Annotated in this window: 14 protein-coding genes; 7 read left to right on the forward strand and 7 right to left on the reverse strand. The window is 70.0% G+C overall.

All coding sequences use genetic code 11. The features are described from left to right. The first annotated feature begins 118 nt into the window (after window positions 1-118). The 4 genes from MMSR116_RS22630 (at window position 119) to MMSR116_RS22645 (ending at window position 6,931) form a co-directional block, all read left to right on the forward strand. On the forward strand, window positions 119-634 hold the full coding sequence (locus MMSR116_RS22630; protein WP_010686224.1) for an Lrp/AsnC family transcriptional regulator: 516 nt from the start codon (window positions 119-121) through the stop codon (window positions 632-634). 111 nt (window positions 635-745) lie between these two features. Continuing rightward, entirely contained in the window at window positions 746-2,515 is a 1,770-nt protein-coding gene (locus MMSR116_RS22635; RefSeq protein ID WP_010686223.1) for a diflavin oxidoreductase, read from the forward strand. 69 nt (window positions 2,516-2,584) lie between these two features. Further along, complete coding sequence (locus MMSR116_RS22640; protein WP_010686222.1) at window positions 2,585-4,429, forward strand: NADPH-dependent assimilatory sulfite reductase hemoprotein subunit; 1,845 nt, start codon at window positions 2,585-2,587, stop codon at window positions 4,427-4,429. A gap of 321 nt (window positions 4,430-4,750) precedes the next feature. Beyond that, window positions 4,751-6,931, forward strand: a complete 2,181-nt coding sequence (locus tag MMSR116_RS22645; RefSeq protein ID WP_010686221.1) for a TonB-dependent siderophore receptor — start codon at window positions 4,751-4,753, stop codon at window positions 6,929-6,931. A gap of 201 nt (window positions 6,932-7,132) precedes the next feature. Here MMSR116_RS22645 and MMSR116_RS22650 read toward each other — a convergent pair whose 3' ends face one another. The 6 genes from MMSR116_RS22650 to MMSR116_RS22675 all read right to left on the reverse strand — a co-directional run bounded on the left by MMSR116_RS22650 (window position 7,133) and on the right by MMSR116_RS22675 (window position 12,927). Further along, the gene (locus MMSR116_RS22650; protein WP_010686220.1) at window positions 7,133-8,338 is read right to left on the reverse strand and encodes a PepSY-associated TM helix domain-containing protein; all 1,206 of its coding nucleotides are present in this window, start codon (window positions 8,336-8,338) and stop codon (window positions 7,133-7,135) included. 83 nt (window positions 8,339-8,421) lie between these two features. Further along, on the reverse strand, window positions 8,422-9,990 hold the full coding sequence (gene garD, locus MMSR116_RS22655) for a galactarate dehydratase (RefSeq protein ID WP_010686219.1): 1,569 nt from the start codon (window positions 9,988-9,990) through the stop codon (window positions 8,422-8,424). Between the two features lie 10 nt (window positions 9,991-10,000). After that, window positions 10,001-10,771 (reverse strand): HpcH/HpaI aldolase family protein, encoded by a 771-nt coding sequence (locus MMSR116_RS22660; RefSeq protein ID WP_010686218.1) that lies wholly within the window; start codon window positions 10,769-10,771, stop codon window positions 10,001-10,003. A 100-nt stretch (window positions 10,772-10,871) separates the two neighbouring features. After that, window positions 10,872-11,762 carry a LysR family transcriptional regulator gene (locus MMSR116_RS22665; protein ID WP_010686217.1) on the reverse strand — a complete coding sequence of 297 codons (891 nt, stop codon included), beginning with the start codon at window positions 11,760-11,762 and terminating at the stop codon, window positions 10,872-10,874. Window positions 11,763-12,121: 359 nt separating this feature from the next. Further along, entirely contained in the window at window positions 12,122-12,439 is a 318-nt protein-coding gene (locus tag MMSR116_RS22670; RefSeq protein ID WP_010686216.1) for a hypothetical protein, read from the reverse strand. A 224-nt stretch (window positions 12,440-12,663) separates the two neighbouring features. Next, window positions 12,664-12,927, reverse strand: coding sequence for a hypothetical protein (locus MMSR116_RS22675; RefSeq protein ID WP_010686215.1), 264 nt, complete (start codon window positions 12,925-12,927; stop codon window positions 12,664-12,666). A gap of 774 nt (window positions 12,928-13,701) precedes the next feature. On the opposite strand from MMSR116_RS22675, the gene MMSR116_RS22680 reads away from it, so the two are divergent. The 3 genes from MMSR116_RS22680 to MMSR116_RS22690 all read left to right on the forward strand — a co-directional run bounded on the left by MMSR116_RS22680 (window position 13,702) and on the right by MMSR116_RS22690 (window position 19,886). After that, window positions 13,702-15,378 carry an outer membrane beta-barrel protein gene (locus tag MMSR116_RS22680; protein WP_244625515.1) on the forward strand — a complete coding sequence of 559 codons (1,677 nt, stop codon included), beginning with the start codon at window positions 13,702-13,704 and terminating at the stop codon, window positions 15,376-15,378. A gap of 208 nt (window positions 15,379-15,586) precedes the next feature. Next, the gene (locus MMSR116_RS22685; protein ID WP_039894343.1) at window positions 15,587-16,279 is read left to right on the forward strand and encodes a hypothetical protein; all 693 of its coding nucleotides are present in this window, start codon (window positions 15,587-15,589) and stop codon (window positions 16,277-16,279) included. Between the two features lie 148 nt (window positions 16,280-16,427). Next, window positions 16,428-19,886 (forward strand): PAS domain S-box protein, encoded by a 3,459-nt coding sequence (locus MMSR116_RS22690; RefSeq protein WP_010686212.1) that lies wholly within the window; start codon window positions 16,428-16,430, stop codon window positions 19,884-19,886. A 96-nt stretch (window positions 19,887-19,982) separates the two neighbouring features. On the opposite strand, the gene MMSR116_RS22695 is transcribed toward MMSR116_RS22690, so the two are convergent. After that, window positions 19,983-21,986 carry a putative bifunctional diguanylate cyclase/phosphodiesterase gene (locus tag MMSR116_RS22695; protein WP_051072282.1) on the reverse strand — a complete coding sequence of 668 codons (2,004 nt, stop codon included), beginning with the start codon at window positions 21,984-21,986 and terminating at the stop codon, window positions 19,983-19,985. Window positions 21,987-22,550: the final 564 nt, after the last annotated feature.

Consider the following 22,550-nt stretch of genomic DNA (forward strand, 5'->3'; position numbering starts at 1 on the left):
GCGCACAGCTTCCGGCGCGGGCAGCCTAGGCCCGAGGTAAAAGATTCTTCTCACCGGTGCCGGTAGACACGTATATGCGCTCGCGCCTCGCGGGCGGCGCAAGCCCACGGAGACAGCTTTGGACGCGATCGATCTGAAGATTCTCGCCCTGCTGCAGACGGACGCCACGCTCTCCATCGCGGCGATCGGCGAGCGCGTGGGCCTGTCGCAGACCCCGTGCTGGAAGCGCATCCAGAAGCTGGAGGCCGACGGGGTCATCGACCGCCGGGTGGCGGTGCTCGATCCGGTGAAGCTCGGCCTCGGGCTGACCGTGTTCGTCTCCATCGAGACGGCCGACCATTCCCAGGAGTGGCTGCAGCGCTTCGCCGCAACCGTCTCGGCCATGCCGGAGGTGCTCGAGTTCTACCGGATGGCCGGCGACGTGGACTACATGTTGCGGGTCGTCGTCGCCGACATGCAGGCCTATGACAGCTTCTACAAGCACCTCATCGCGGTGCTGCCGCTCAAGAACGTCACCTCCCGCTTCGCGATGGAGAAGGTGAAATCGACTACGGCCCTGCCGCTGCCGGCGCCCCCGAAGAACGGGCGGCACCTGCCGGGGACGGCCCCCGTCCTCGCCGTGGTTGGAGAATGATGTTCTCTTTTTCCGCAGCGCAGCGAATGTGATGTCCTAAACTCCGCCCGTTCTGCAAAACGAACGTTTCCTGATTGACACCGGCCGCGCCGGCCCCGACATGGTCCCGTGATGTCCCGCCAGAATCTCCTCCCGCGCACCGCCCCGTTCGGGGACGGCGAGCGCGCCAGCCTCGACGCGGTGCTCGGCGCCGCGAGCCCCACGCAGCGCGCCTGGCTTGCCGGCTTCCTGGCGGGCCTCGACGCCGCGGGCGGCCAGCCCGCCGCGGTGCCTGCCGCCCCGCCCAAGGCCGCGGCGCCGCTGACCGTGATCTACGCCAGCGAGTCGGGGAATTCCGAGGCGCTTGCCGGCAACGTCGCGAAACTCGCGCGCAAGCAGGGCTTCAAGCCGAAGGTCGTCGACTTCGCCGACCTCGACATCGCGACCCTGCCGAAGGCCGGCAAGCTGATCGCCATCGCGGCCACCTGGGGCGAGGGCGAGCCGCCGGCCCGGGCGGTGCGGGCCTACGGCGAGCTGATGGGGGAGGGCGCCCCGCGCCTGAACGGCGTCGAGTTCGCGGTCCTGTCGCTCGGCGACACCTCCTACGCGGAATTCTGCGCCATCGGGAAGGCGCTCGACGCGCGCTTCGAGGCGCTGGGGGCCAAGCGCGCCGCCGAGCGGGCCGACCTCGACCTCGACTTCGAGAAGCCCGCCGCCGACTGGATCAAGGGCGCGCTGAAGGCGCTCGCCCCGGCGGAGCAGTCCGACAACGTCGTGGCGGTGGATTTCGCCCGCGCCGGCACCGGTGAGGACGACGACGCGGAGCCGAGCCGCGAGCCCGTGGTGGTCGAGGTCGTGGAGCACGTGAACCTCAACTCCTCGCGCTCCGACAAGGAGACGATCCACCTCGCGCTGGCCTTCGAGGACGGTGCGCCGGCCTACGAGCCGGGCGATTCGCTGGAGATCTTCCCCGAGAACGACCCGCAACTGGTGGACGAGATCCTCAACGCCGCCGGGCTCTCGGGCGACGAGGCCCTCCGCAAGGCGCTGCTCGCCGAGCGGGATATCACCACGCTCTCGGCCGCGACGATCGAGCGCTTCGTGAAGGCCACCGGCCACGCGGACGCGCAGACGCTCATCGACAGCGGCGAGGCCAAGGCCTGGATCGAGGGCCGGCACCTGATCGACCTGCTGGAGACCTACCCGGCGAAGCTCACGGCCGAGCACATCGGCACCATCACCCGGCCGCTGCCGCCGCGGGCCTACTCGATCGCCTCCTCGCGCAAGGAGGTGGGCGACGAGGTCCACCTCGCCATCGCGGCGGTGCGCTACGAGACCCACGGCCGGGCGCGCTCAGGGGTCGCCTCGGTCCACGTGGCCGACCGGATCCGCGACGGCGCCAAGCTGCGGGTGCGGCTCAAGCCGAACCGGCATTTCCGCCTGCCGCAGGATCCGGCCACCGACATCATCATGGTCGGGCCCGGCACCGGCGTCGCGCCGTTCCGCGCCTTCGTGCAGGAGCGCCGGGCCGTCGAGGCGCCCGGGCGGTCGTGGCTGTTCTTCGGCGACCGGCACTTCACCCACGACTTCCTGTACCAGCTCGAGTGGCAGGATGCCCTGGAGGACGGGTCGCTCACCAAGATCGACGTGGCCTTCTCGCGGGACCAGCCGGAGAAGGTCTACGTCCAGGATCGGATCACCCAGCACGCGCAGGAGTTGGTCTCCTGGCTGGACGGGGGCGCCCATCTCTATGTCTGCGGCGACGCCAAGGCCATGGCCAAGGACGTGCGCGCCGCCGTGGTGGGAGCCTACCAGACCACGAAGGGCCTCAGCGCCACCGACGCCGAGGCGCAGGTCGCGGCTCTGGAGCGCAGCCACCGCTACCAGCAGGACGTGTACTAGCTCACGGGAAACACGAGCCCTCCCCCTCTGCGGGGGAGGGAGACGCGTTCAGACATCTGGATTCACCCCATGGACGACCACAGCCCCCGCGACGCCGCCGAGACCCCGGCCCCCGGCCCGACCACCGCCCCGGCCAAGCGCGTCTACGAGACCCCGCCGACCGCGCGCCCGATCACGGACGCCGAGGCCGCGCGCGCGGAGAAGCTCGCCGCCAACGAGCACATCAAGATCGCCAGCGGCTACCTCCGCGGCACGCTGGCGGACGGCCTCCTGAAGCACGCCACCGGGGCGATCTCGGAGGATGACGGGCAGCTCGTGAAGTTCCACGGGATGTACCTGCAGGACGACCGCGACCTGCGCCCCGAGCGGACCAAGAAGAAGCTCGACAAGGCCTACAGCTTCATGATCCGCCTGCGCATCGCCGGCGGCGTGATCACGCCGAAGCAGTGGCTGATCCTCGACGACATCGCCCGGACCTACGCGGGCGGGGCGTTGCGCGCGACCACGCGCCAGACCTTCCAGTACCACGGCGTGATCAAGTCGAACCTGAAGCGCACGATGGCGGCCATCGACGGCGCGCTGCTCGACACGATCGCGGCCTGCGGCGACGTCAACCGCAACGTCATGGCGGCGACGAACCCGGCCCAGACCGGCGCCCACAAGGCCGCCTACCAGCTCGCCAAGGACATTTCGGACAGCCTGCTGCCGAAGACCAGCGCGTGGCGCGAGATCTGGCTCGACGGCGAGCGCGTGGTCGGCGGCGAGGAGGAGGCCGAGGTCGAGCCGGTCTACGGCCGGACCTACCTGCCGCGGAAGTTCAAGACCGTCGTGGCGGTGCCGCCCTCCAACGAGGTCGACATCTTCGCCCACGACCTCGGCTTCATCGCGATCCTCGACAAGAAGAACCAGGTCACCGGCTGGAACGTGACGGTCGGCGGCGGCATGGGCATGACCCACGGCGAGCCCGACACCTTCCCGCGCACCGCCGACGTGATGGGCTTCGTGAAGCCCGAGGACGCCCTGAAGGTCGCCGAGGCGGTGATGACCGTCCAGCGCGACTGGGGCAACCGCAAGAACCGCAAGAACGCCCGGCTCAAGTACACGATCGAGCGCTACGGGCTCGACGCCTTCCGGGCCGAGGTGGAGAAGCGCGTCGGCAAGAAGCTCGGCGCGCCCAAGCCCTACACCTTCACGGGCAACGGCGACCGCTACGGCTGGGTCGAGGGCGAGGACGGCCGCCACCACCTGACCCTCTACGTGCCCTCAGGCCGGATCAAGGACATCGACGGCGGCGCGCAGTTCCTCTCGGGGCTGCGCCGGATCGCCGAGGTGCACGAGGGCGATTTCCGACTCACCGGCAACCAGAACGTCATCATCGCCAACGTCCCGGCGGAGAAGCGCGCCGAGATCGACGCGCTCGTCGACGAGTATGGCCTGACCCGGGGCGCGGGCGCGCTGCGGCGCAGCTCGCTGGCCTGCGTGGCGCTGCCGACCTGCGGCCTCGCGCTGGCCGAGAGCGAGCGCTACCTGCCGGACCTGATGACCGAGCTAGAGGAGAGCCTGGCCGCCCACGGACTCGCCGAGGAGGAGATTACGATCCGCTCCACCGGCTGCCCGAACGGCTGCGCGCGGCCGTTCATCGCCGAGATCGGCCTCGTCGGCCGCGGCCCCGAGCGTTACCACCTCTATCTCGGCGCCGCCTTCGACGGCTCGCGCCTGAGCAAGCTCTACCGGGAGGACGTGGCGGCCTCCGAGATCCGCGACACCCTCGACCCGCTCTTCGCCGATTACGCGAAGGGCCGGCAGCCCGGCGAGCATTTCGGCGACTACCTGATCCGCGCCGGCCACGTGGCCCGGACCACCAACGGCCCCGACTTCCACGACCGGACCGGAGCCCTCAAGCCGGCTGTGTAACGCCGAGTCGTCCCCGCGCGGCGCCGGACGTTTCCGGCGCCGCGCCCGCGATCTGGTGCCGAGCCCGCGGCAGAGGCGAAGGTTCTCGACGATCCAGCAAATTCTGGATGTACCGCCTCCGTGGCCATACAGATTCCGGTTGGAAAGTTCCACAGCTTTTAAATTATTCAAAGTAGATTCTGTGGCTCAACAGCCACGTCCGGCGAGTTCCGGCGAAGTCCGCGCATCCAATCACGCAGGATCGTTGAAAAGTGATCGCCGCTCCTCTCAAGGATCCGTGCGCCCGACCGGCGCACGTCTTGTTGAGAGTAGTTATAAACTATGCCCTGGTCTTGCGGACACGCCACTCGACGCACTTCGGCATCGCGCGGGATCCGGAATTCAACCCATTTTGGTCTGACGGTATCGCTGATTGTGTTGTCGACGACTTCGGCTCGAGCCGAGATTGAGGTCGTATCGGGCGAGGTCGCCCTCTCGGAACTGAGCGTCACCGGGACCGGCCCTGCAATCGAGCGGGCGGACGGCCCGGTGATCGGCTACCGAGCCACGCGCTCGGCCACGGCGACCAAGACCGACACACCGGTGCGCGACTCGCCGCAATCGATCAACATCGTGCCGCGGGCGGTGATCACCGATCAGCAGGATCTGCGCCTGACCGATGCCGTCACCAATGTCAGCAACGTCACGCCCGGCAGCACCGTGCAGGGCCGCTCGCAGAACTACGTCATCCGCGGCTTCGCCACGCAGCTCTTCGCCGTCGACGGCATCCTGACCAATCCGGCGATCAACTTCTATCCGGTGGAACGCGACCTCGCGAACGCCGAACGGATCGAAGTGATCAAGGGGCCGGCCTCCGTGCTGTTCGGCCGGGGCGATCCGGGCGGTGTCGTCAACATCGTGACCCGCAGACCGACCCTGGAGCCGACCGCGGATGCGAGCGTCCAGGGCGGCAGCTTCGGCTTCCGGCGGTTTCAGGGCTCGGTTTCGAGCGCGATCCCAGCCATCGACGGGCTCGCCGCGCGCCTCACCTTCGCCGCGCAGGAAGATCCGACGTTCCGCAATATCGGCGACAACACCAACCGGCGCGTCTTCATCGCGCCGGCCTTGAGCTGGACGCCGAGCGCCGACACCCGGGTCTACATCAACGCGGAAGCCACCAGCCAGCGCACCCAGTACGACGAAGGGCTCATCGCGTTCCGCGGGCGTGTGCCGCTGGACAACATCCGCCGCTACTACGGTGAGCCGTCCTCGCGTTACTACGGCGAGTTCAACGGGATCACGATGCGGGCCGAGCACGACGTCAACGAAAACGTGACGCTGCGGCAGGTCATCAACGGGCAATGGGGCGCGTTCAACCTATTCTCAGCCCGGGCCACGGGCGTCAACACTGCCGGCACGCAGGTCACGCGGCGCGACACCTCGGTCGATTCGCGTTTCGCCGCGGTGGATACGCAGACCGAAGCGATCATGAAGTTCGACACGCTCGGCTTCGCCCACACCGCCCTGGTGGGCTTCGAGTACACCAACGGCTTCCGCCACCCGTATTCCCAGCAGGGGTCCTACACCCCGGTCAGCTTCCTGAACCCGGTCTTCGGCGGCACGCCCGGAGCGCTCTCGCTCCAGCAAGACCTGAAGCAGAAGCTCGAACTGTTCGGGTTCTACCTGCAGGACCAGATCGCCCTCACGCCCGAATTGCAGCTCGTGCTCGGTGCTCGGTTCGATCTCGGCAGCCAATATTATTTCGCCCGCACGCCCGGCTCGAAGAGCCAGCCCCCCGAGCAGGACCTGTTCGGCGCCTCGCCGCGCATCGGCCTGATCTATCGGCCGTTCGAGCCGCTGACGTTCTATGCCAGCTACGCCACCTCCTTCGCGCCGCAGACAGCGAACGTGCTCAACGTCGTCAATCCGGCGCCCGAGACCGGCGAGCAGATCGAGGTCGGAACCCGTATCGACATCAACCCCGACCTGACCCTGAGCGCGGCCGCCTTCCGGATCACCCGGGACAACGTCGCCGGCAATGACCCCGTCAATACCGGCTTCTCGGTGATCACCGGGCAGCAGCGCTCGGAGGGTGTCGAGGCGGATCTGGCCGGCGAGATCCTTCCGGGCTGGAGGATCATCGGCGGTGTCGGCTATCTCGACGCCCGGATCACCAAGGACAGGGTCTTCGCGGTCGGAAACCGCCTCGTGGGGGCGCCGGCCTTCAGCGGCAGCGTGTGGACCACCTACGACGTCCAGGCCGGTTCCCTGCGCGGCCTCGGGCTCGGCATCGGCATCACCCATGTCGGGCAGCGCTTCGGCGACCTCAACAACAGCTACAAGGTCGGGGCGTACAATCGCGTCGATGCGGCCGTGTACTACGACTTCGACGCGCACTATCGCTTCGCGGTCAACATCCGGAATCTGACGAACGCGCGCTACATCGAGCAACCGTTCAATCAGTTCAACAATACCCCTGGCGCGCCCTTCACGGTCCTGGCGACGATCACCGCGCGGATGTGAGCCCGGCGGGCGCCCTCCGCGCGAAAGGCGACCGGCGCGACACCGTCCCGATTTCCGGCAACGGCGTCGCCACCTGCGCGAGCGGAGCGAAGCGATACTGGCAGCGCCATGCCGACCGGCCTCGCGCATCCCTGAGTCGCATCGCCGCGCGCGTGATGACGAGAGAACTGCGGGCAAGCCCGGCTACACTCGGGGACCGTCTCAGGAACTCGCCGGACGCACGGCTCCTGCCGGGGCCGCGGGCACCGCGCCCCTGCGCCGGGCCGCCGCGCGGCGGCGCAGGACATAGAGGGTCAGCCCGGTCGCCGCGAAGCCCGGCATGGCCAATGCCGCGAGGCAGAACACCAGGGCGAACACGTCGCCGAAGAAGCGCCCGCGGTGGACCTCGAGGATGTTCTCCATGAGGCGCTTGCCCAGCGGCATGTCGGCGGCGCGCTCGGCCGCGAGCGGCGCGCCGGTCTCGGCATCGTAGCGGACCTCGTTGCGGGCGCTCGGCGCATCGACGCCCCGCGGCAGCCATCGGATCCGGATCGCCCGTGCGCCGGGCTCCGGCAGGGTCAAGATCGCCGAGTCCGCCTCGCGCCCGTCTCCGGTCCGGAACGCGACCCAGGCCCGGTCGAGGACCGTCGGCGCGGCGGCCGCAGCCTCGTCGCCGGCCGGCACGGCACGGGACGCCCGGCGGCCCTCGGCGCCCGCGGGCCGCGCCTCGCCCACGAGCAGCCTTTGGGCGCCGTCCTTGAACGCCGGGTAGGACCACGTCAGCCCCGTGAGCGCCATGACGAGGTAGACCGGCGCGAGCCACGTGCCCGCCACGGCGTGGAGCGACCACCACCGCGCCCGGCCCGGGCGGGTCAGGCTGGGCTTCAGCCAGATCCGCCAGCGATGGATCTTGGGCCAGCGCAGGTACAGGCCGGTGGCCAGGAAGGCCAGGAGCGCCAGCACGCAGGCCCCCGTGATGGTGCGGCCCCATCCCTTGGAGCCGCCGGGAATCAGCAGCCAGCGGTGCAGGTCCCGCACGGTCGCGAACGCTGCCTCCAGCCGCACCGGGCCGAGCACCGCGCCGTCATACGGGTCGGCGTAAACCGAGGACGGCCGCGCACGGGTCTCCGGATCACGGGCGAAGCGGACATGGACGCTCGCCGCCGGGTCGGAGCTGAGGGTGAGGGCGTTCACCGGATGACCGGCCTGCGCCGTGATCCGCGCCGCCAGGGCTGCGGGTTGAAGCGCCGGGCGGTCGGCGGCGGCCACCACGAGCCGGTCGCGGTTGGCGACGGCGGTGATCGCCTCCTCGTAGCTCATCAGCGCCCCGGTCAGGCCCATCAGCGCGAGGACGAGGCCGGCTGTGAGGCCCAGCGCCCAGTGCAGGCGGAAGAGCACGGTCCGGAGGGCGGGAATCGGCAGCGTCATGGCAATCGCCGGCTGCCTACCAAAGCTTGGCGCGCGCCGCGATCCCCCGACAGCGCATGCCCCGCGGGCGGCCGGCGCAGCCGTCAGGTGATCGGCGCCGGGTTGAACAGGGTCAGGTCGTTGAACAGGCCCCACTGGTCCGACCAGGGACGCTTGCGCCCGCTCGCGACGTCGAGGATCAAGTGGAACAGCTCCCAGCCGACCTCCTCGATCGTGGCCTCGCCGGTGGCGATGCGGCCGGCATCGAGGTCGATCAGGTCGGACCAGCGCTCGGCGAGTTCCGTCCGGGTGGCGACCTTGATCACCGGCGCCTGGGCGAGCCCGTAGGGCGTGCCGCGCCCGGTGGAGAAGACCTGCAGGGTGATGCCGGAGGCGAGCTGCAGCGTGCCGCAGACGAAGTCGCTCGCCGGGGTCGCGGCGAAGATCAGACCCTTCCCGCGCAGCCGCTCGCCCGGCGCCAGCACCCCGGAGATGGCGCTGGTGCCGGACTTCGCCACCGAGCCCAGGGCCTTCTCGACGATGTTGTTGAGGCCGCCCTTCCTGTTGCCGGGGGACGGGTTGGCCCGGCGGTCGGCCTCGCCCTTGGCGAGATAGGCATCGTACCACGCCATCTCGCGGATCAGCGCCTCGGCGACCTCCGGGGTCTTCGCCCGGGGAGTGAGGAGGTGGATCGCGTCGCGCACCTCCGTCACCTCCGAGAACATGACCGTCGCGCCGCAGCGCACGAGCAGATCCGCCGCGAAGCCCAGCGCCGGGTTGGCGGTCACGCCCGAGAAGGCGTCGCTGCCGCCGCATTGCAGGCCGACCACCAGCTCGGAGGCGGGACAGGTCTCGCGCGTCCGGCGGTTCAGCACCTCCAGGCGGGCTTCCGCCATCGCCAGGATGCTGTCGATCATGGCGGAAAAGCCGCGATGACGCTCGTCCTGGAGACGCACCACCCCGTCGCCGGCCGCCCCGTTGTCGGGCAGGAGGCGCTCCGAGACGAGCTTCTCGCAGCCGAGCCCCACCACCATGACCTCGCCGCCGAAATTCGGGTTCTGGGCGAGGCTCTGGAGCGTCCGGATCGGCACCACCGCCTCGGGGGCGTTGATGGCGACGCCGCAGCCATAGGCGTGGGTCAGGCCGACCACGTCGTCGACGTTGGGGTAGCGCGGCAGCAACTCCTGCTTGATCCGGCGGATCGCCACGTCGAGGGTGCCGGCGACGCATTGCACGCTGATGGAGATCGCCAGGATGTTCTTGGTGCCCACCGACCCGTCGGGGTTGCGGTAGCCCTCGAACGTGAAGCCCTCCAGCGGGGGCAGGGGCGCCGGCACGCGGGTGGCGTGATCGAGGGCGTCGAGGGCGGGAGCGACCGGCGTCGTGACCCGAGACTCCTCCACCCAGGATCCGCGCCGGATCTCCTGGACCGCGATGCCGACCACCTCGCCGTAGCGGCGGACCTCGCCGCCCTCCGGGATGTCGCAGAGGGCCACCTTGTGGCCCTGCGGCACGAACTCGACGAGTTCCAGGCCGTCCGGAAACACGGTGCCGGCGGGCAGCCCGAAGGCATTGACCACGATCGCGACGTTGTCGCTGTCGCTCAGGCGGATCGTGCGCGGCACGTCGCCGGCAGGGCGCCCACGGGTCGGGGCTTCGATCTCGGCGTGCATGGGCGGGCCCTCACTGTGCGGTCCGGAAGCGCCCGGCCAGCGCTTCGGCGTTGCGGGCGAGCAGGCCCATATCGGAGCCCACGGCGGTGAAGCGGGTGCCGGCGGCGATGTAGCGGCGGGCCAGTTCCTCGCTCGGCGTCAGGATGCCGGCATGCTTGCCGGCCTTGCCGACACGGCCGACGGCCTCCTCGATGGTCCGCACCACCTCCGGGTGGCCCTGCTGGCCGAGATAGCCGAGGCTGGTGGAGAGGTCGCCGGGTCCGATGAACACGCCGTCCACGCCCTCCACGGCGGCGATCGCGTCCAGATTATCGAGGGCGCGTCGGGACTCGACCTGCACCGCCACGAAAATCTCGGCCTCGCAGCGAGTGTGGTAATCCGGGATCCGGCCGAACCGGGCGGCCCGCGGCGCCTGCGAGAAGCCGCGGATGCCGCGCGGCGCGTAGCGGGTCGCCGCAACGACCCGACGGGCCTGCTCGGCGTCGTCGATGTTGGGGATCATCAGCGATTGGGCGCCGGCGTCGAGGATGCGCTTGATGGTGATGGGATCGTCGCTCGGCACCCGGACCATCGGGTGGGTGCCGCCCTCCATCATCGCCTGCAGCTGGGCGTAGATGTCCCGGAGGTCGTTGGCCGAGTGCTCCATGTCGAGGAGCAGCCAGTCGAATCCGGCCCCCGCGACGATCTCGGTGGAGATGGGGCTCGCGAGGCTGCACCACAGGCCGATCTGCTGGCGGCCCTCTGCGAGCGCCGCCTTGAAGCGATTGGTGAGGCTGTCCATCGCGATCCTCCCGGGGATGTTTGTTTGATCCCATAGGTGCAGTCTTCCGCCCCTGGGTCAAAGCCAAAGGGTGGATCGATTGATGCCATACCGGCATCGATCAGGCCGACGGCAGTGCTTCGAGGATCGAGACCAGCTGCGCGAGGAGCGGCGCATCCGCGTTCCGCCGCCACGCCAGGATCAGCTCGGCCGGGCGCGGATCGGGCAGCGCCAGCGCCCGGAACACCACGCCTTCGAGGCGCAGGTGCTCGGCCGCCGCGGGGACGAGGGCGATTCCGAGACCGCTGCGCACCAGAGCCAGGATCGAGTGAATCTGGGTGAGCTGCTGCACGACGCGCGGCCGGAGTTCGGCCTCGGCGAGCAGTTCCTGGACGAGATCGTGGAAGTAATGCGCCTCGTTCGGCGCGTAGGCGATGAGGTCCTCGTCGGCGAGGTCGCGGGGCACGAGCGTCCCGCGCGCCGCGAGGGCGTTGCCGGCCGGCAGGGCCACCACGAGCGGCTCGGCCATCGCCCGGATGGCCGTGAGATCCGGATGCGTCACGGGCGGGCGCACCAGCGCGGCGTCGATCCGCCCGGCGAGCAGCTCCTCGAGCTGATCCTTGGTCACCATCTCGCGCAGGGCGAGCGTGACGTCGGGCAGCGCCTGCCGGAAGGCCGCCACGAGGCGGGGCAGGAAATCGTAGGCCGAGGCCGCCGTGAATCCGAGCTTGAGGACGCCCGCGCGTCCGGCCGCCACCTGCCGGGTCGTGTGCGTGGCGGACTCGGCCAGCCGCAGGATGCGCTGGGCCTCGGGCAAAAAGCTCCGTCCGGCCGCGGTGAGGCGGACCGAGCGGCTGGTCCGCTCGAGCAGCTGCACGTCGAGGATGCGCTCCAGCACCTGGACCTGCCGCGACAGGGGCGGCTGCGTCATGTTCAGACGCGCGGCGGCGCGGCCGAAATGCAGCTCTTCCGCCACCGCGGCGAAGCATCGGAGCTGACTGAAGTCGAACATGGAGACGCCCCCTGCGCGCCGGGAGGGGACATCATAGAACCTGCCGATGTGTCACGTCCCGGCGGTGGGAGTTACCCCCGCAATCGCGATCGAGCGCCGCTCCGCGGGCGACAGGCCGGGACGCGTGCAGCGTGTGCGCGCGACACCGCTGTCGAACGGTCGGCGGCCGGTGCCGCTATGCCCGGGATCGGGTGCTGTCGGAACGCCGGTGAGGATCCGCCCGCGCCGTCCTTGTTGGATGCTGAGACCGCAGGCGCAGAGGCGGGTCGACCGCCCCGGCCCGACCCGGAGCGTCACCCCGTGCCGAAACGACCGCGCGCGTGCGGTGGCGCCGTCGGAACGGCGCCTGCCGCCCCGCCTCAGCAGCTCAGCCGACGACCTTCGCGGCGCCCGAAGACGCGGTAATGTGCAGCGCCGGATTCCATCTGACCGGCCGCCACGGCACGGCGGACATCCGGGTTGCAGCGCAGGTATTCGCGCTCATCGAAACCGTACGTGGCGCGACCGCGGTAATCGTCTCGATCCCGATAGCGGCGATCGTCGTAGTCACCGCGATCCCGGTATCCCCGGTCCCGATATCCGTAGTCGTCGTAGTCGGGGCGGGGCTGCGCCGAAACCGGACCGACCGCGCTCAGCACACCGAGACTCAATGCGGCAGCTGCCAGATACGCCTTCATCGTTCAGTTCTCCTTGAAACACGGCGCGAGCCCGCTTGACCGGGTCGCTCCCGTCCGCCCGTTGCAGGTGGACGGGAGGCGCGCGGTGCCTGATGGGTGGCTTGAAACGCTCCGCGCGCCGGATAGTTCGATCCCGGACACTCCCCCGCGGCGGCCGGCGCGCTGGCGCTGGCCCTGTGCCGCGGGGATCCTGACGGTCGCGTCGCCGGCCGGACCGGTTGCGATCACATGCGGTGCATCATCTCCCGACGCATCATCCGGTGACGCATCTCGCGGTGCATCATGTGACGCTCCATCCGGTGACGCATCATCCGGCGCTCCATGCGTCGCCGCATCATGTGGCGCTCCATCCGATCCATCTGGACCGTCGAGATCATGCCGTCCGGCGCGGCGACGGCACCGGGCGCGAGCGGGGCGGCGGAAGCCGGCAACGCCACGGCGCCTCCGAGGGCTGCAAGCAGGGCGGCGGTGATGAGCGAAGTGCGCACGCGATAAATCCTCTCTCGCCGCCCCGGGAGGGACGGCCGGTCTCCACGAGGCCGCGGACGGAGCAGATCCTTCCGTGACCCCGCGCAGGAAGCCGCGGCGCACCCGGATGGTTCCCAATATTGAGTCGGCGGAACGGGCGACCCGCGACGCAGACGATCGGAACGCGGGACCTGCGCCTCTGCCTCGCCTGGATGTCACGGAGGAGGCCGCCCAGGCATCCCCGCGCTGCGCGGAGCGGGGCCTGGCCGGGTCGAGTCGGGCCAGAGCGATGGCGCAGCCAAGGCGGCCTTCCAAGGCTCCCGACATGCAGCCTCCTGAACCAAGGCGGCCCGTCGCGCACGAAGCAATGACCGCCAAGACCGAAGGTGATGCACCAACGCATCACCTGAAACAAAATGTTTCTCGCTCCACGGCAAACAATATACAGAGATAATAAGCCTTTGATTGCGGACTAACGGTTCTGTCTCTCTGGATAATACGCAATATTGATTACATTCAATGGCATCATAAACATTGCGCCGAACGATTATTTCCCTTCAGCGGGATGCGCAGAACCGCCAAGATTTGTCCAATCATCTGCGTCGATCATATAAAACCAAGCGCGGCGTCTATGCTAACGCGTTTCGAGACTCACCGGCATCAAATAAACATCGAGGCAATCTCGGGCGCGAAGAAAATCTCTACTCAACGCAAGAGCGCGCGAATCTAAGGTCCCTATGATGCATCGAAACTTGGGTTCCGGACTTGTTCTTCTCCTTCTCTCACAGACCGCGATGGCCGCGGATCTGCCGCGGACGTCCCGGCCGGTCCCGCACGCCCCGCCACCGGTCTTCACCTGGACGGGAGCCTATGCAGGCTTGTTCACCGGGTACGGCACCCTCGACCGGACCACGCAGTTCGTCTGCACGGGCCCGGGCGGACAGCCCGGCGGGCGCCTCTGTCCTGTCCTTCCGTCGCGGAAAGCCACCGACGATGGCTTCATCGCGGGCGCCGAGGTCGGCTACAATTGGCAGCTGGGCTCGGGGCTGGTCGTCGGTGGCGCCGTGGATCACCAGTACACCCGGCTCTGGGGCTACGATCACTGGGAAGGCGATGTCCGGACTCAGGGCCGCGGCTATCTTTTCGACACCAGCGCGCATTCCGGACAGCGACTGGACAATCTGACGACGGTCCGCGGCAAGCTCGGCTTCGCCTTCGACCGGACGTTCGTCTACGCTACGGGCGGTCTCGCCTTTGGAAGCGTCCGGACCGACAACAACCTGAGCGTTTTCAGCCCGTACGACCCCACCACAGTCTTCGATGGCCGTCAGGGCGACCTGCGCCTGGGCTACGTGGCCGGTGCCGGCATCGAGCAGGCGCTCAGCCCGCACCTCTCAATCAAGGTCGAGGGCCTGTATTACGACCTCGGCAGCCGCACGGTCCTCTCGGACTGGAGCCGCCTCGACCTTCCCAGCTATCACGCCGGCACCCGCATCGCGACGGACGGCTTCCTGACCCGGGCCGGCCTCAATTACCGTTTCGGAGCCGGACTGCCCGACTTCGCGCCGGCCAGCTTGGCCGCCCCGGCCACCTGGGCCTTCGAGGGTGGGCTGCGCTACTTCTACAGCTCGGGCGGCCCGCGCTACACCCTCGGCGATCCCTACACCCCGCGCCAGGTGAATTCCCGCCTGATCTACGCGGGATCGGACGCTCATGCCGGCGAGAGCTTTGCGCGGCTCGACCACGCGCCGACGGGCCTGTTCGCCAAGGGATTCCTGGGAGCAGGCGGAGTCACCTCCGGCCGCCTCTCCGACGAGGACTTCCCGCCAGTCTTGAGCCGCTACTCGAAGACGCTCTCGCCCATCAAGGATGGCGACATCAAGTACGGGGTGGTCGATCTCGGCTACAATGTCCTGCGCGGCGACGTGTTCAGGCTCGGCGCCTTCGCCGGCTACCAGTACGAGGCCGAACTCCTCGACGGTTACGGCTGCGAGCAGGTGGCGCGGGGCGGCATCTGCGCAGGCTCGAGTGCCATCTCCAACCAGATCAAGGGCCTCGGTGAGAACCTACGCTGGAATGCGCTGCGCATCGGCGTGATCGGCGAGGTTCGGTTCGACCGGCTCCGGCTGAGCCTGGAAGGCGCCTATCTGCCCGTGGTGACGATGGACGGGGTCGACCGTCACTGGTTCCGACCGGACATCAATCCGCTGCCGCAGCGGGGCCGCGGTGACGGCTACTTCGCGGAGGGCCTCGTCTCGTACGACCTGACCTCCAGCGTGAGCGTCGGCGTCGGCGGCCGTTACTGGCGGATGCAGACGGATTCGGGCCAGACGAAGTTCCCGTTCTATCCGCGCAGCCCGACCAAGTTCGAGACCGATCGCTACGGCGGCTTCTTGCAGCTGTCCTACAAGCTCGCCGATTTCGGACTCGGCGAACCGGCCACTCCGGCGGCCCTGGTCCGCAAGGACTGACGCCGGACCGGGCGCGCATCCTGCGGGGCCCGCCCGGCGCGGGGATGCGCTCACACCAGCGCATCATCCGCTTCGACGCTCGGCCCAGGTCTCGAACGGCCGCCGGTTTCTGCCACAGATCCGGCGGCCGCCTCTGCGAGACGGCCTCGATCCCGACGAACCGGCCGTCGCGCCCGATAGATTCCATGCCGACCTCAAGGATGCGGCGATGCCCCTCCGGAAACCGTCCCGCCTCCACGGCGCCCGTCCGGCGTCGCGATCCACGTCACGCCTCTCGCCGAGCCTCGCGGGCAGCGTCGTTCTCGGCCTTACCGTGAGCCTCGCCCCGGCCGCCGGCCGGGCGCAACCGGATCCCGGGGCCACGATCGCCTGGCACTGCTACCGCAACGCCGTGGCCACGGTCCTGGCGACCGATAAGATGGACTCCGCCGGCACCCGATTTCTGGTGCGCGCCTCGACTACCGACCCGAAGACCGACTGCGCCGTGGGACAGCGGCCCGGCGACCGCGTCCTGGGCGACGATGGCCCGCGCGACGAGACGGCCCACGTCAATGTCGAACTCGTCAGGACATTCCTGATCGTCGATGACGGAACCGGGCCGGACCGAACTCTGGTGATCTACGAGGTCCCGACTGCCCGCAAGCTGCTCGAGGCCGGCTACTCGGTGCAGGGAGGCTGCAACCCGGCCTCCGGCTGCCGGAGCGAGGAATTCAGCCTCGACGACAAGGGCCTCACGTTCTGGCGCCAGGTCGCCGACACGCCGACACCGAAGAACTGCCCAGGCTACGCGGGTTTCATGAAGTCGACCGGCTCCGCGGCCATCGAGGAGCGGTCGATCTTCACCTTCGCGGCGCGCACGGTGGCGGGACTCGGCAAGACGCGGTGCACGGCGCGGCAGTGACACGGCCCCAGGTTCTGCGTGGGATCCCCGGCCGCCGCGCGAACCCGGCAAGAAATCAGCAACCATCGGCTGAGCAGTTGACATCCGGACGGGCGCCGCGGGCGTCCGGGGCGCGGTTTGCGCCGGTCGAACGGATCCGGACGCGCCCATGCCCCCAGACGTGCCTGCCCCGGTCCCGGCCGGAAGCGATCGGGGGCCTTGGGCGGGCGTCTTCGGGTTCGGGCAGTGGCGCCTCGACCCGCACACCCGGCGCGTGACCCGGTCGGCGAGCCTCTCGCGCGTCCTGGGCGATCCACCCGGAGAAAGCTGCCTCTCCCTGGACGAGCATTTCACCTGCTATCACCCGGACGACCGCGCCGCCGTGGTCGCGCGGGTCGAGGATCTCCTGGCCGGCCGCACGCCCCCGCACCCGTATCAGGCGCGCGCCCGTATCCTGCGCCCGGACGGCACCGGCCGCGACGCGATCATCCAGGGGCTGCCCGAACTGGGCCCCGACGGCGCCCTGGTGGCGCTGCACGGCCTCCTCCTCGACGTGACCGATCTGGTGCGGTCCGAGCAGCGCGCGCACGAGACCGACACGCTCCTGCGCGGCACTCTGGACAGCATGGACCAGGGACTTGTGATCCTCGACGCCGCGCAGCGGGTGCGGGTGTTCAACCGCAGCGCCGCGGACCTCCTCGCCCTGCCGGGCGACGTCCTGCGGGCAGGCGTCGCCTTCCCCGACATCCACGCCTACCAGCGCGCCCGGGGCGATTTCGCCGCGGCGGAATCCGATCTGCGTCTGGGGTCTGTCGGCCGCGACCCGCGGGCGCTCCCGCCGATCTTCGACTGGCGCCTGCCCAGCGGGACCGTCCTGGAGGTCCGGCGCTCGCCTCTGGCAGACGGCGGCGCGGTCCTCACCTTCGGGGACGTCACGCAGGCGCGGATCGCCGAGCAGGCGCTGGAGGCGAGCGAGCGCCGTTACCGGCTCCTGGCCGAGAACGCCACCGACATCATCATCTGGTCCGACCTGACCACCTGCCGCCGCTACGTCTCGCCGGCCGTGCGCGCCGTCCTGGGCTACGCGCCCGAGGCCCTCGTCGGCACCCAGCCCCTGGACTTCGTCCATCCCGACGACGTTCCGGTCTACCGCGAAGTCCTGGTCGGCCTGACCAGCGGCCGCACCGCGCGGGCCCTGACCTGCCAGCGATACCGCCACGCGGACGGCCGCTGGATCTGGCTGGAGATCTCCTTCAGCCTGACCCACGACCGGGTGACGGGGGCGCCGGACGGCTACGTCGCCACGCTGCGCGACGTGAGCGCCCGCAGAGCCGCCGAGGACGCGCTGCGCCTGAGCGAGGCCCGCTACCGGGCGCTCGCCGACGCCCTGCCCCAGCTCGTCTGGATCGCCAGTACCGGAACCGGCGAGGCGACCTACGTCAACCGGCGCTTCGAGGATTACTACGGCCCGATCGGGCCCTCGCGCGCCGCCCGGATCGCCCGCAACCATCCCGACGACGCGGAGCGGATGGAGCGTATGTGGTCCGAGGCGCGTGCCAGCCGGAGCGCCTACGAGGTCGAGGGGCGGCTGCGGCGGCACGACGGCGCCTATCGCTGGCACAAGCTCGTCCTCCTGCCGATCTGGCAGGGCGAGACCATGATCGGCATGCTCGGCACCGCCCTCGACATCGACGAGATCGTGACCGCGCGGCGCGAGGTCGAGGAGGCGAGCAGCCTGCTGCTCCTCGCCCAGACCGCGGCCGAGGCGGGCACGTGGCACCTCGACCTCGACAGCGCCCGGATCGCATGGTCCCCGGGGAGCGCGCGCCTGCACGGGATCGAGACCGACCGGGATTACAACCTCGATGCGCAGACCTGGCTCTCGCTGATCGACCGCGAAGACGGCGAGCGCGCCCTGCGGATCGCCTCGGCGGCCGCGGAAGCCGGGGAGACCTTCTCCATCGAGTTCCGGGTCCCGACGCCGGAGGGCGGCGTGCGCTGGATCAACGGCGTCGGGCGCGGGGTCCCCGGACCCGACGGCCGGACGCGGCGGATGCTCGGCCTCAACATCGACGTGACCGCCCGCAAGGCCGCCGAGGCGGCGCTCATCGCCGCGAAGGCCGCGGCAGATGCCGCACGCCTGGAGGCCGAGCGGGCGAGCGCGGCCAAGAGCGAGTTCCTGGCCACCATGAGCCACGAGATCCGCACGCCGCTCAACGGTGTGATCGGCTATGCCGATCTGCTGCTCGACGAGAGCGATCTCGGGCCTGTGGCGCGCCGGCACGCCGACCGCATCCGCAGCGCGGGGGCCGCGCTCCTGACGGTGGTGAACGACGTCCTCGACTTCTCGAAGGTCGAGGCCGGGCAGATCGAGATCGTGCCCCGGCCGTTCGCGCTGGAATCGCTCATCGACAACGCCGTCTCGATCGTGCGACCGTCGGCCGAGCGCAAGGGGCTCGCGCTGAGCATCGCCCGCGGGCCGGGCCTGCCGGACTGGATCGCGGGTGACGAGGACCGGCTCCGGCAGATCCTGCTGAACCTCCTCAACAACGCCGTGAAGTTCACACCCGCGGGCCGCATCGACCTGACGGTCGAGGCCGATCCCGCCGATCGGGCCGGGGCACGGCTCCTGCGCTTCGCGATCCGCGATACCGGCATCGGCATCCCCGCCGACAAATGCGACCGCCTGTTCCGGCGGTTCTCGCAGGTCGACGGCTCCATCAGCCGCGAGTACGGCGGCACCGGCCTTGGCCTCGCCATCTCGAAATCCCTCGTGGCGCTGATGGACGGCGCGATCGGCGTCGAGAGCGCCTTCGGACAGGGCGCGACCTTCTGGTTCACAGTCGCCCTGCCCGAGGCGGTGCCGGAACGCCCGGTCGCGGCACAGCCCGCCGCGACCGCCCGCAGCCCGGGCCGGCGCATCCTCCTGGCCGAGGACGTGCGGCTCAACCAGGAACTCGCCCGGACGATCCTCGAGCGGGCCGGGCATGCGGTGGACGTGGTGGAGGACGGGGCCGCCGCTCTGGCGGCGGTTCGAGCCAGACCCTACGACCTCGTCCTGATGGACGTGCAGATGCCCGTGATGGACGGCCTGACGGCGACCCGTCGGATTCGCGCCCTCGGAGGATCGACGGGGGGCCTGCCGATCGTCGCGATGACGGCGAACGTGCTGCCACAGCAGCTGGCCGCGTTGCGCGCGGCCGGGCTCGACGACCATGTGGGCAAGCCGTTCCGGACGGAGGCGCTGCTGGCGGCGGTCGACCGCTGGGCGGCACGGCCCGCGGCGCCGGCCTGCCCCGGCACGTCGATCGACCGGGCCGTCCTGGACGAGATGACCGAGATCGTCGGCCGGGGGCGCATGCGCGAGCTCCTGGCGATGCTCGCCCGCGAACTCGCCCAGCGCTTCGGAGCCGATGCGTCGCCGGCGGTGGACCGCGAGCGGCTCATGCTGGACGCGCACGCGATGGTGTCAGCGGCCAGCATGGTGGGCTTCGCGGCGCTCGCCGAGGCCTGCCGGACGGTCGAGGCGGCCTGCCGGGCGGGGGACGATGTCGGCCCGATGCTGGGCCCGCTCCGGGCGAGGGCGACGGAGACGATCGCCGAGATCGAGGCCCTGCGCGCGGCCTGACCGGGCGCGCCGGTTCCAGCGGCGCGGGTGCCCCGGGCGCCCCGTCCCGACGCGCCCCGCTCCATCCAACCCGAGCGCAGGCCGCTCGCCGGCGGGTCAGGCGGCCGCCCGGGCGGCCGACAGCATCGGGACGAGCGCACCCTGCGGCATCGGCTCGCCGAGATGGTAGCCCTGCAGGAACGGGCAGCCGAGATCCCGGAGCGTGCCCAGATCGTCGGCGGTCTCGATCCCCTCGGCGACGACTTCGAGACCGAGAGAGGCTCCGAGGTTCAGCACCGCCTGGACCATGACACGCTTGTCTTTGCTCTCGGACAGGCCGGTCACGAGGCTGCGGTCGATCTTGATCCGTCCGGCCCGGAGCTGGCGCAGCGAGGCGAGGGACGCGTAGCCGACCCCGAAATCGTCGAGGGCCACGCACACCCCCGCCCGCGCCAGGGTCTGCAGCTTGTCCTGGATCACGTTGATCCCGAGGGCCGTCTCCTCCGTGATCTCGATCTCCAGCCCCGCGGGCGGCAGAGCCAGATCCGCGAGCCGCTTCAGGACGATCGCGTCGACGGGAAGTTGCGCCATCTCCCGCGGCGAGACGTTCATCGCCACGCGCACCTGCGGCAGGTCCAGAGCGCGCAGAAGGCCCATCATCCCGCAGGCCTGTTCGAGGACGAAGCGCAGCAGCGACTCGGTCAGGCCCGCGGTGGCGGCCGCGGTGACGATGTCGCCCGGCGGGATCCAGCCGTGCCGCGGATGCTGCCACCGCACGAGCCCTTCGAGGCCCGCGAGGGTCGTGCCGTCCTGGCCGAAGATGGGCTGGAACCAGACGGCGAGCCTGTCCTCGGCCAGGGCGCTCGAGAGGTCCCGACCGCAGTCGCGCCGCATCTCGCGCTGGGCCCGCAGGGTAGCGTCGAAGACGCGGTAGCTGTTCCGTCCGGCGCTCTTGGCCGCGTACAGCGCCTCGTCGGCGCAGCTCAGCATCTGTGTGATGCTGGACATGGCCGCGAACTGGATGCCGATGCTGACCCCCAGCCGACCTGCCTCGAAGGCGCCGAAGGGCGCCGCGACGGCCTCGATCACGCGCTTGGCGAGGGCGTTCGGCGCCAAGCCCGATTGCAGCGGATCGTACAGCAGGGCGAACTCGTCGCCGCCGAGCCGGGCGACCACGGCCCCTGGCGGCAGGATGATGCTCAGGCGACGGCCGACCTCGGCCAGGACCCGGTCGCCCATCTGATGCCCGTAGATGTCGTTGACGGTCTTGAAGCCGTCGAGGTCGAGCAGCAGCAGGCAGCGCGCCGCCTCGGGCCGCTGGGCCCACGTCTCGGCCTGCTGCGCGAAGCCGGCGCGGTTCAGCAGCCCGGTGAGATCGTCGTGCGTCGCGCGGCGACGCATCTCCTCCGCCAGGGCCGCCTCGCCGGCATGGGCCGCGGCGGCCGCGCGCGCGAGCGCCGTCGCCGCGTGCTTCAGGCGGCTCGCCTCGCGAAACACCTTCTCGCTCTCGACCGCGCTGCGCGCGAGGGCCACCAGATACAGGAGCACGGTGCCGGCGAGGCAGACGTCGTCCAGTCCGCCGGCGTAGAGCAGGCAGCCAGCGACCGACAGGAGCGGCGGGGTGATGAAGCAGAGCGGAACGCGGGCGAAGGCGATGCCGTGCACGACGGAGCCGGCGGTGATGCCGCAGATGACGACCAGGTAGAAGGTCGTCGAGGTCGCGGTGAGCCCCGCGCACAGGGTCGGCACGAAGGCCCAGACGAGACCGGAGGCGAGGGCCGCGCCGGTCGCGAGCCCGAGTTGCCGCTCGACCGCCCGCGCATGGCCCACCGCCTCTTCCGGCGGCGTGTCGAGGGTGAGCGACAAGCCTCCGCAGGGCGCGCGGCACAGGGCGGCGCGCAGGAGGTTGACGCACAGGGAAATCGCGAACCAGGCGGCGCCGGCCTGCCCGAGCCCGGCAGAGTAGGCGACGAGAGCTCCGAGCAGACCGAGCAGCACGTTGACCGGGATGGCGATGAGGACGCTGCGGCGCACGGCCTCGAGCTGATCCCGGCGAACCAGCTTGACGAGGTCCGGAGCCGTGCGCTCGGGCGCCGTCCCATCACGCGGTGTCCCGCTCATGTCCACGCCTGTTCCCACCGGGCGTGACCTTGCGCGCGATTCGGTAATGGTTGGTAAATCCGCCGACACAGATAGTTATAATACTCTGTAATCTTCGGATTCCGATGCATAGTGCCGGAGATATCTTCGGTCCCGTCTATCTCCGAACCTGCGCGCCACCGTTACGATGACGGCCACGATGTCGGTGGTCGCCCCCGGCCGGGGGTGCCGGCGCGCGGCGGCCGGCACGATCCGGTCGGCCGTTGACGCCTCGTTTGCCATGACAGCGACGTAGCGATCACGATCAAAAGTCGTTCATTTGCCGATGTTCGCTCCATCGATCGTGATCCTTGGCCTCCGTGCGCGATGCTGATCGCGTCCTTCCTGCTCGCGGCGAATCGGGAACGGCACGACGACGGACCGCGCCGCTCCAAGCGCCGCGTGTACGGACCGCCGCTGAGCCCCGACGCCTCCCATTGGGGAACGCTCCGGCAGGCGGATTGCGAACGACCGACCAGCGGCCCGATCACAATAACTGGAGCCACCCATTGATGTCTTGTTCGAAGACAGTTTTCGCGATCTCGT

It is taken from the genome of Methylobacterium mesophilicum SR1.6/6 (assembly GCF_000364445.2).
Classification (GTDB): domain Bacteria; phylum Pseudomonadota; class Alphaproteobacteria; order Rhizobiales; family Beijerinckiaceae; genus Methylobacterium; species Methylobacterium mesophilicum_A.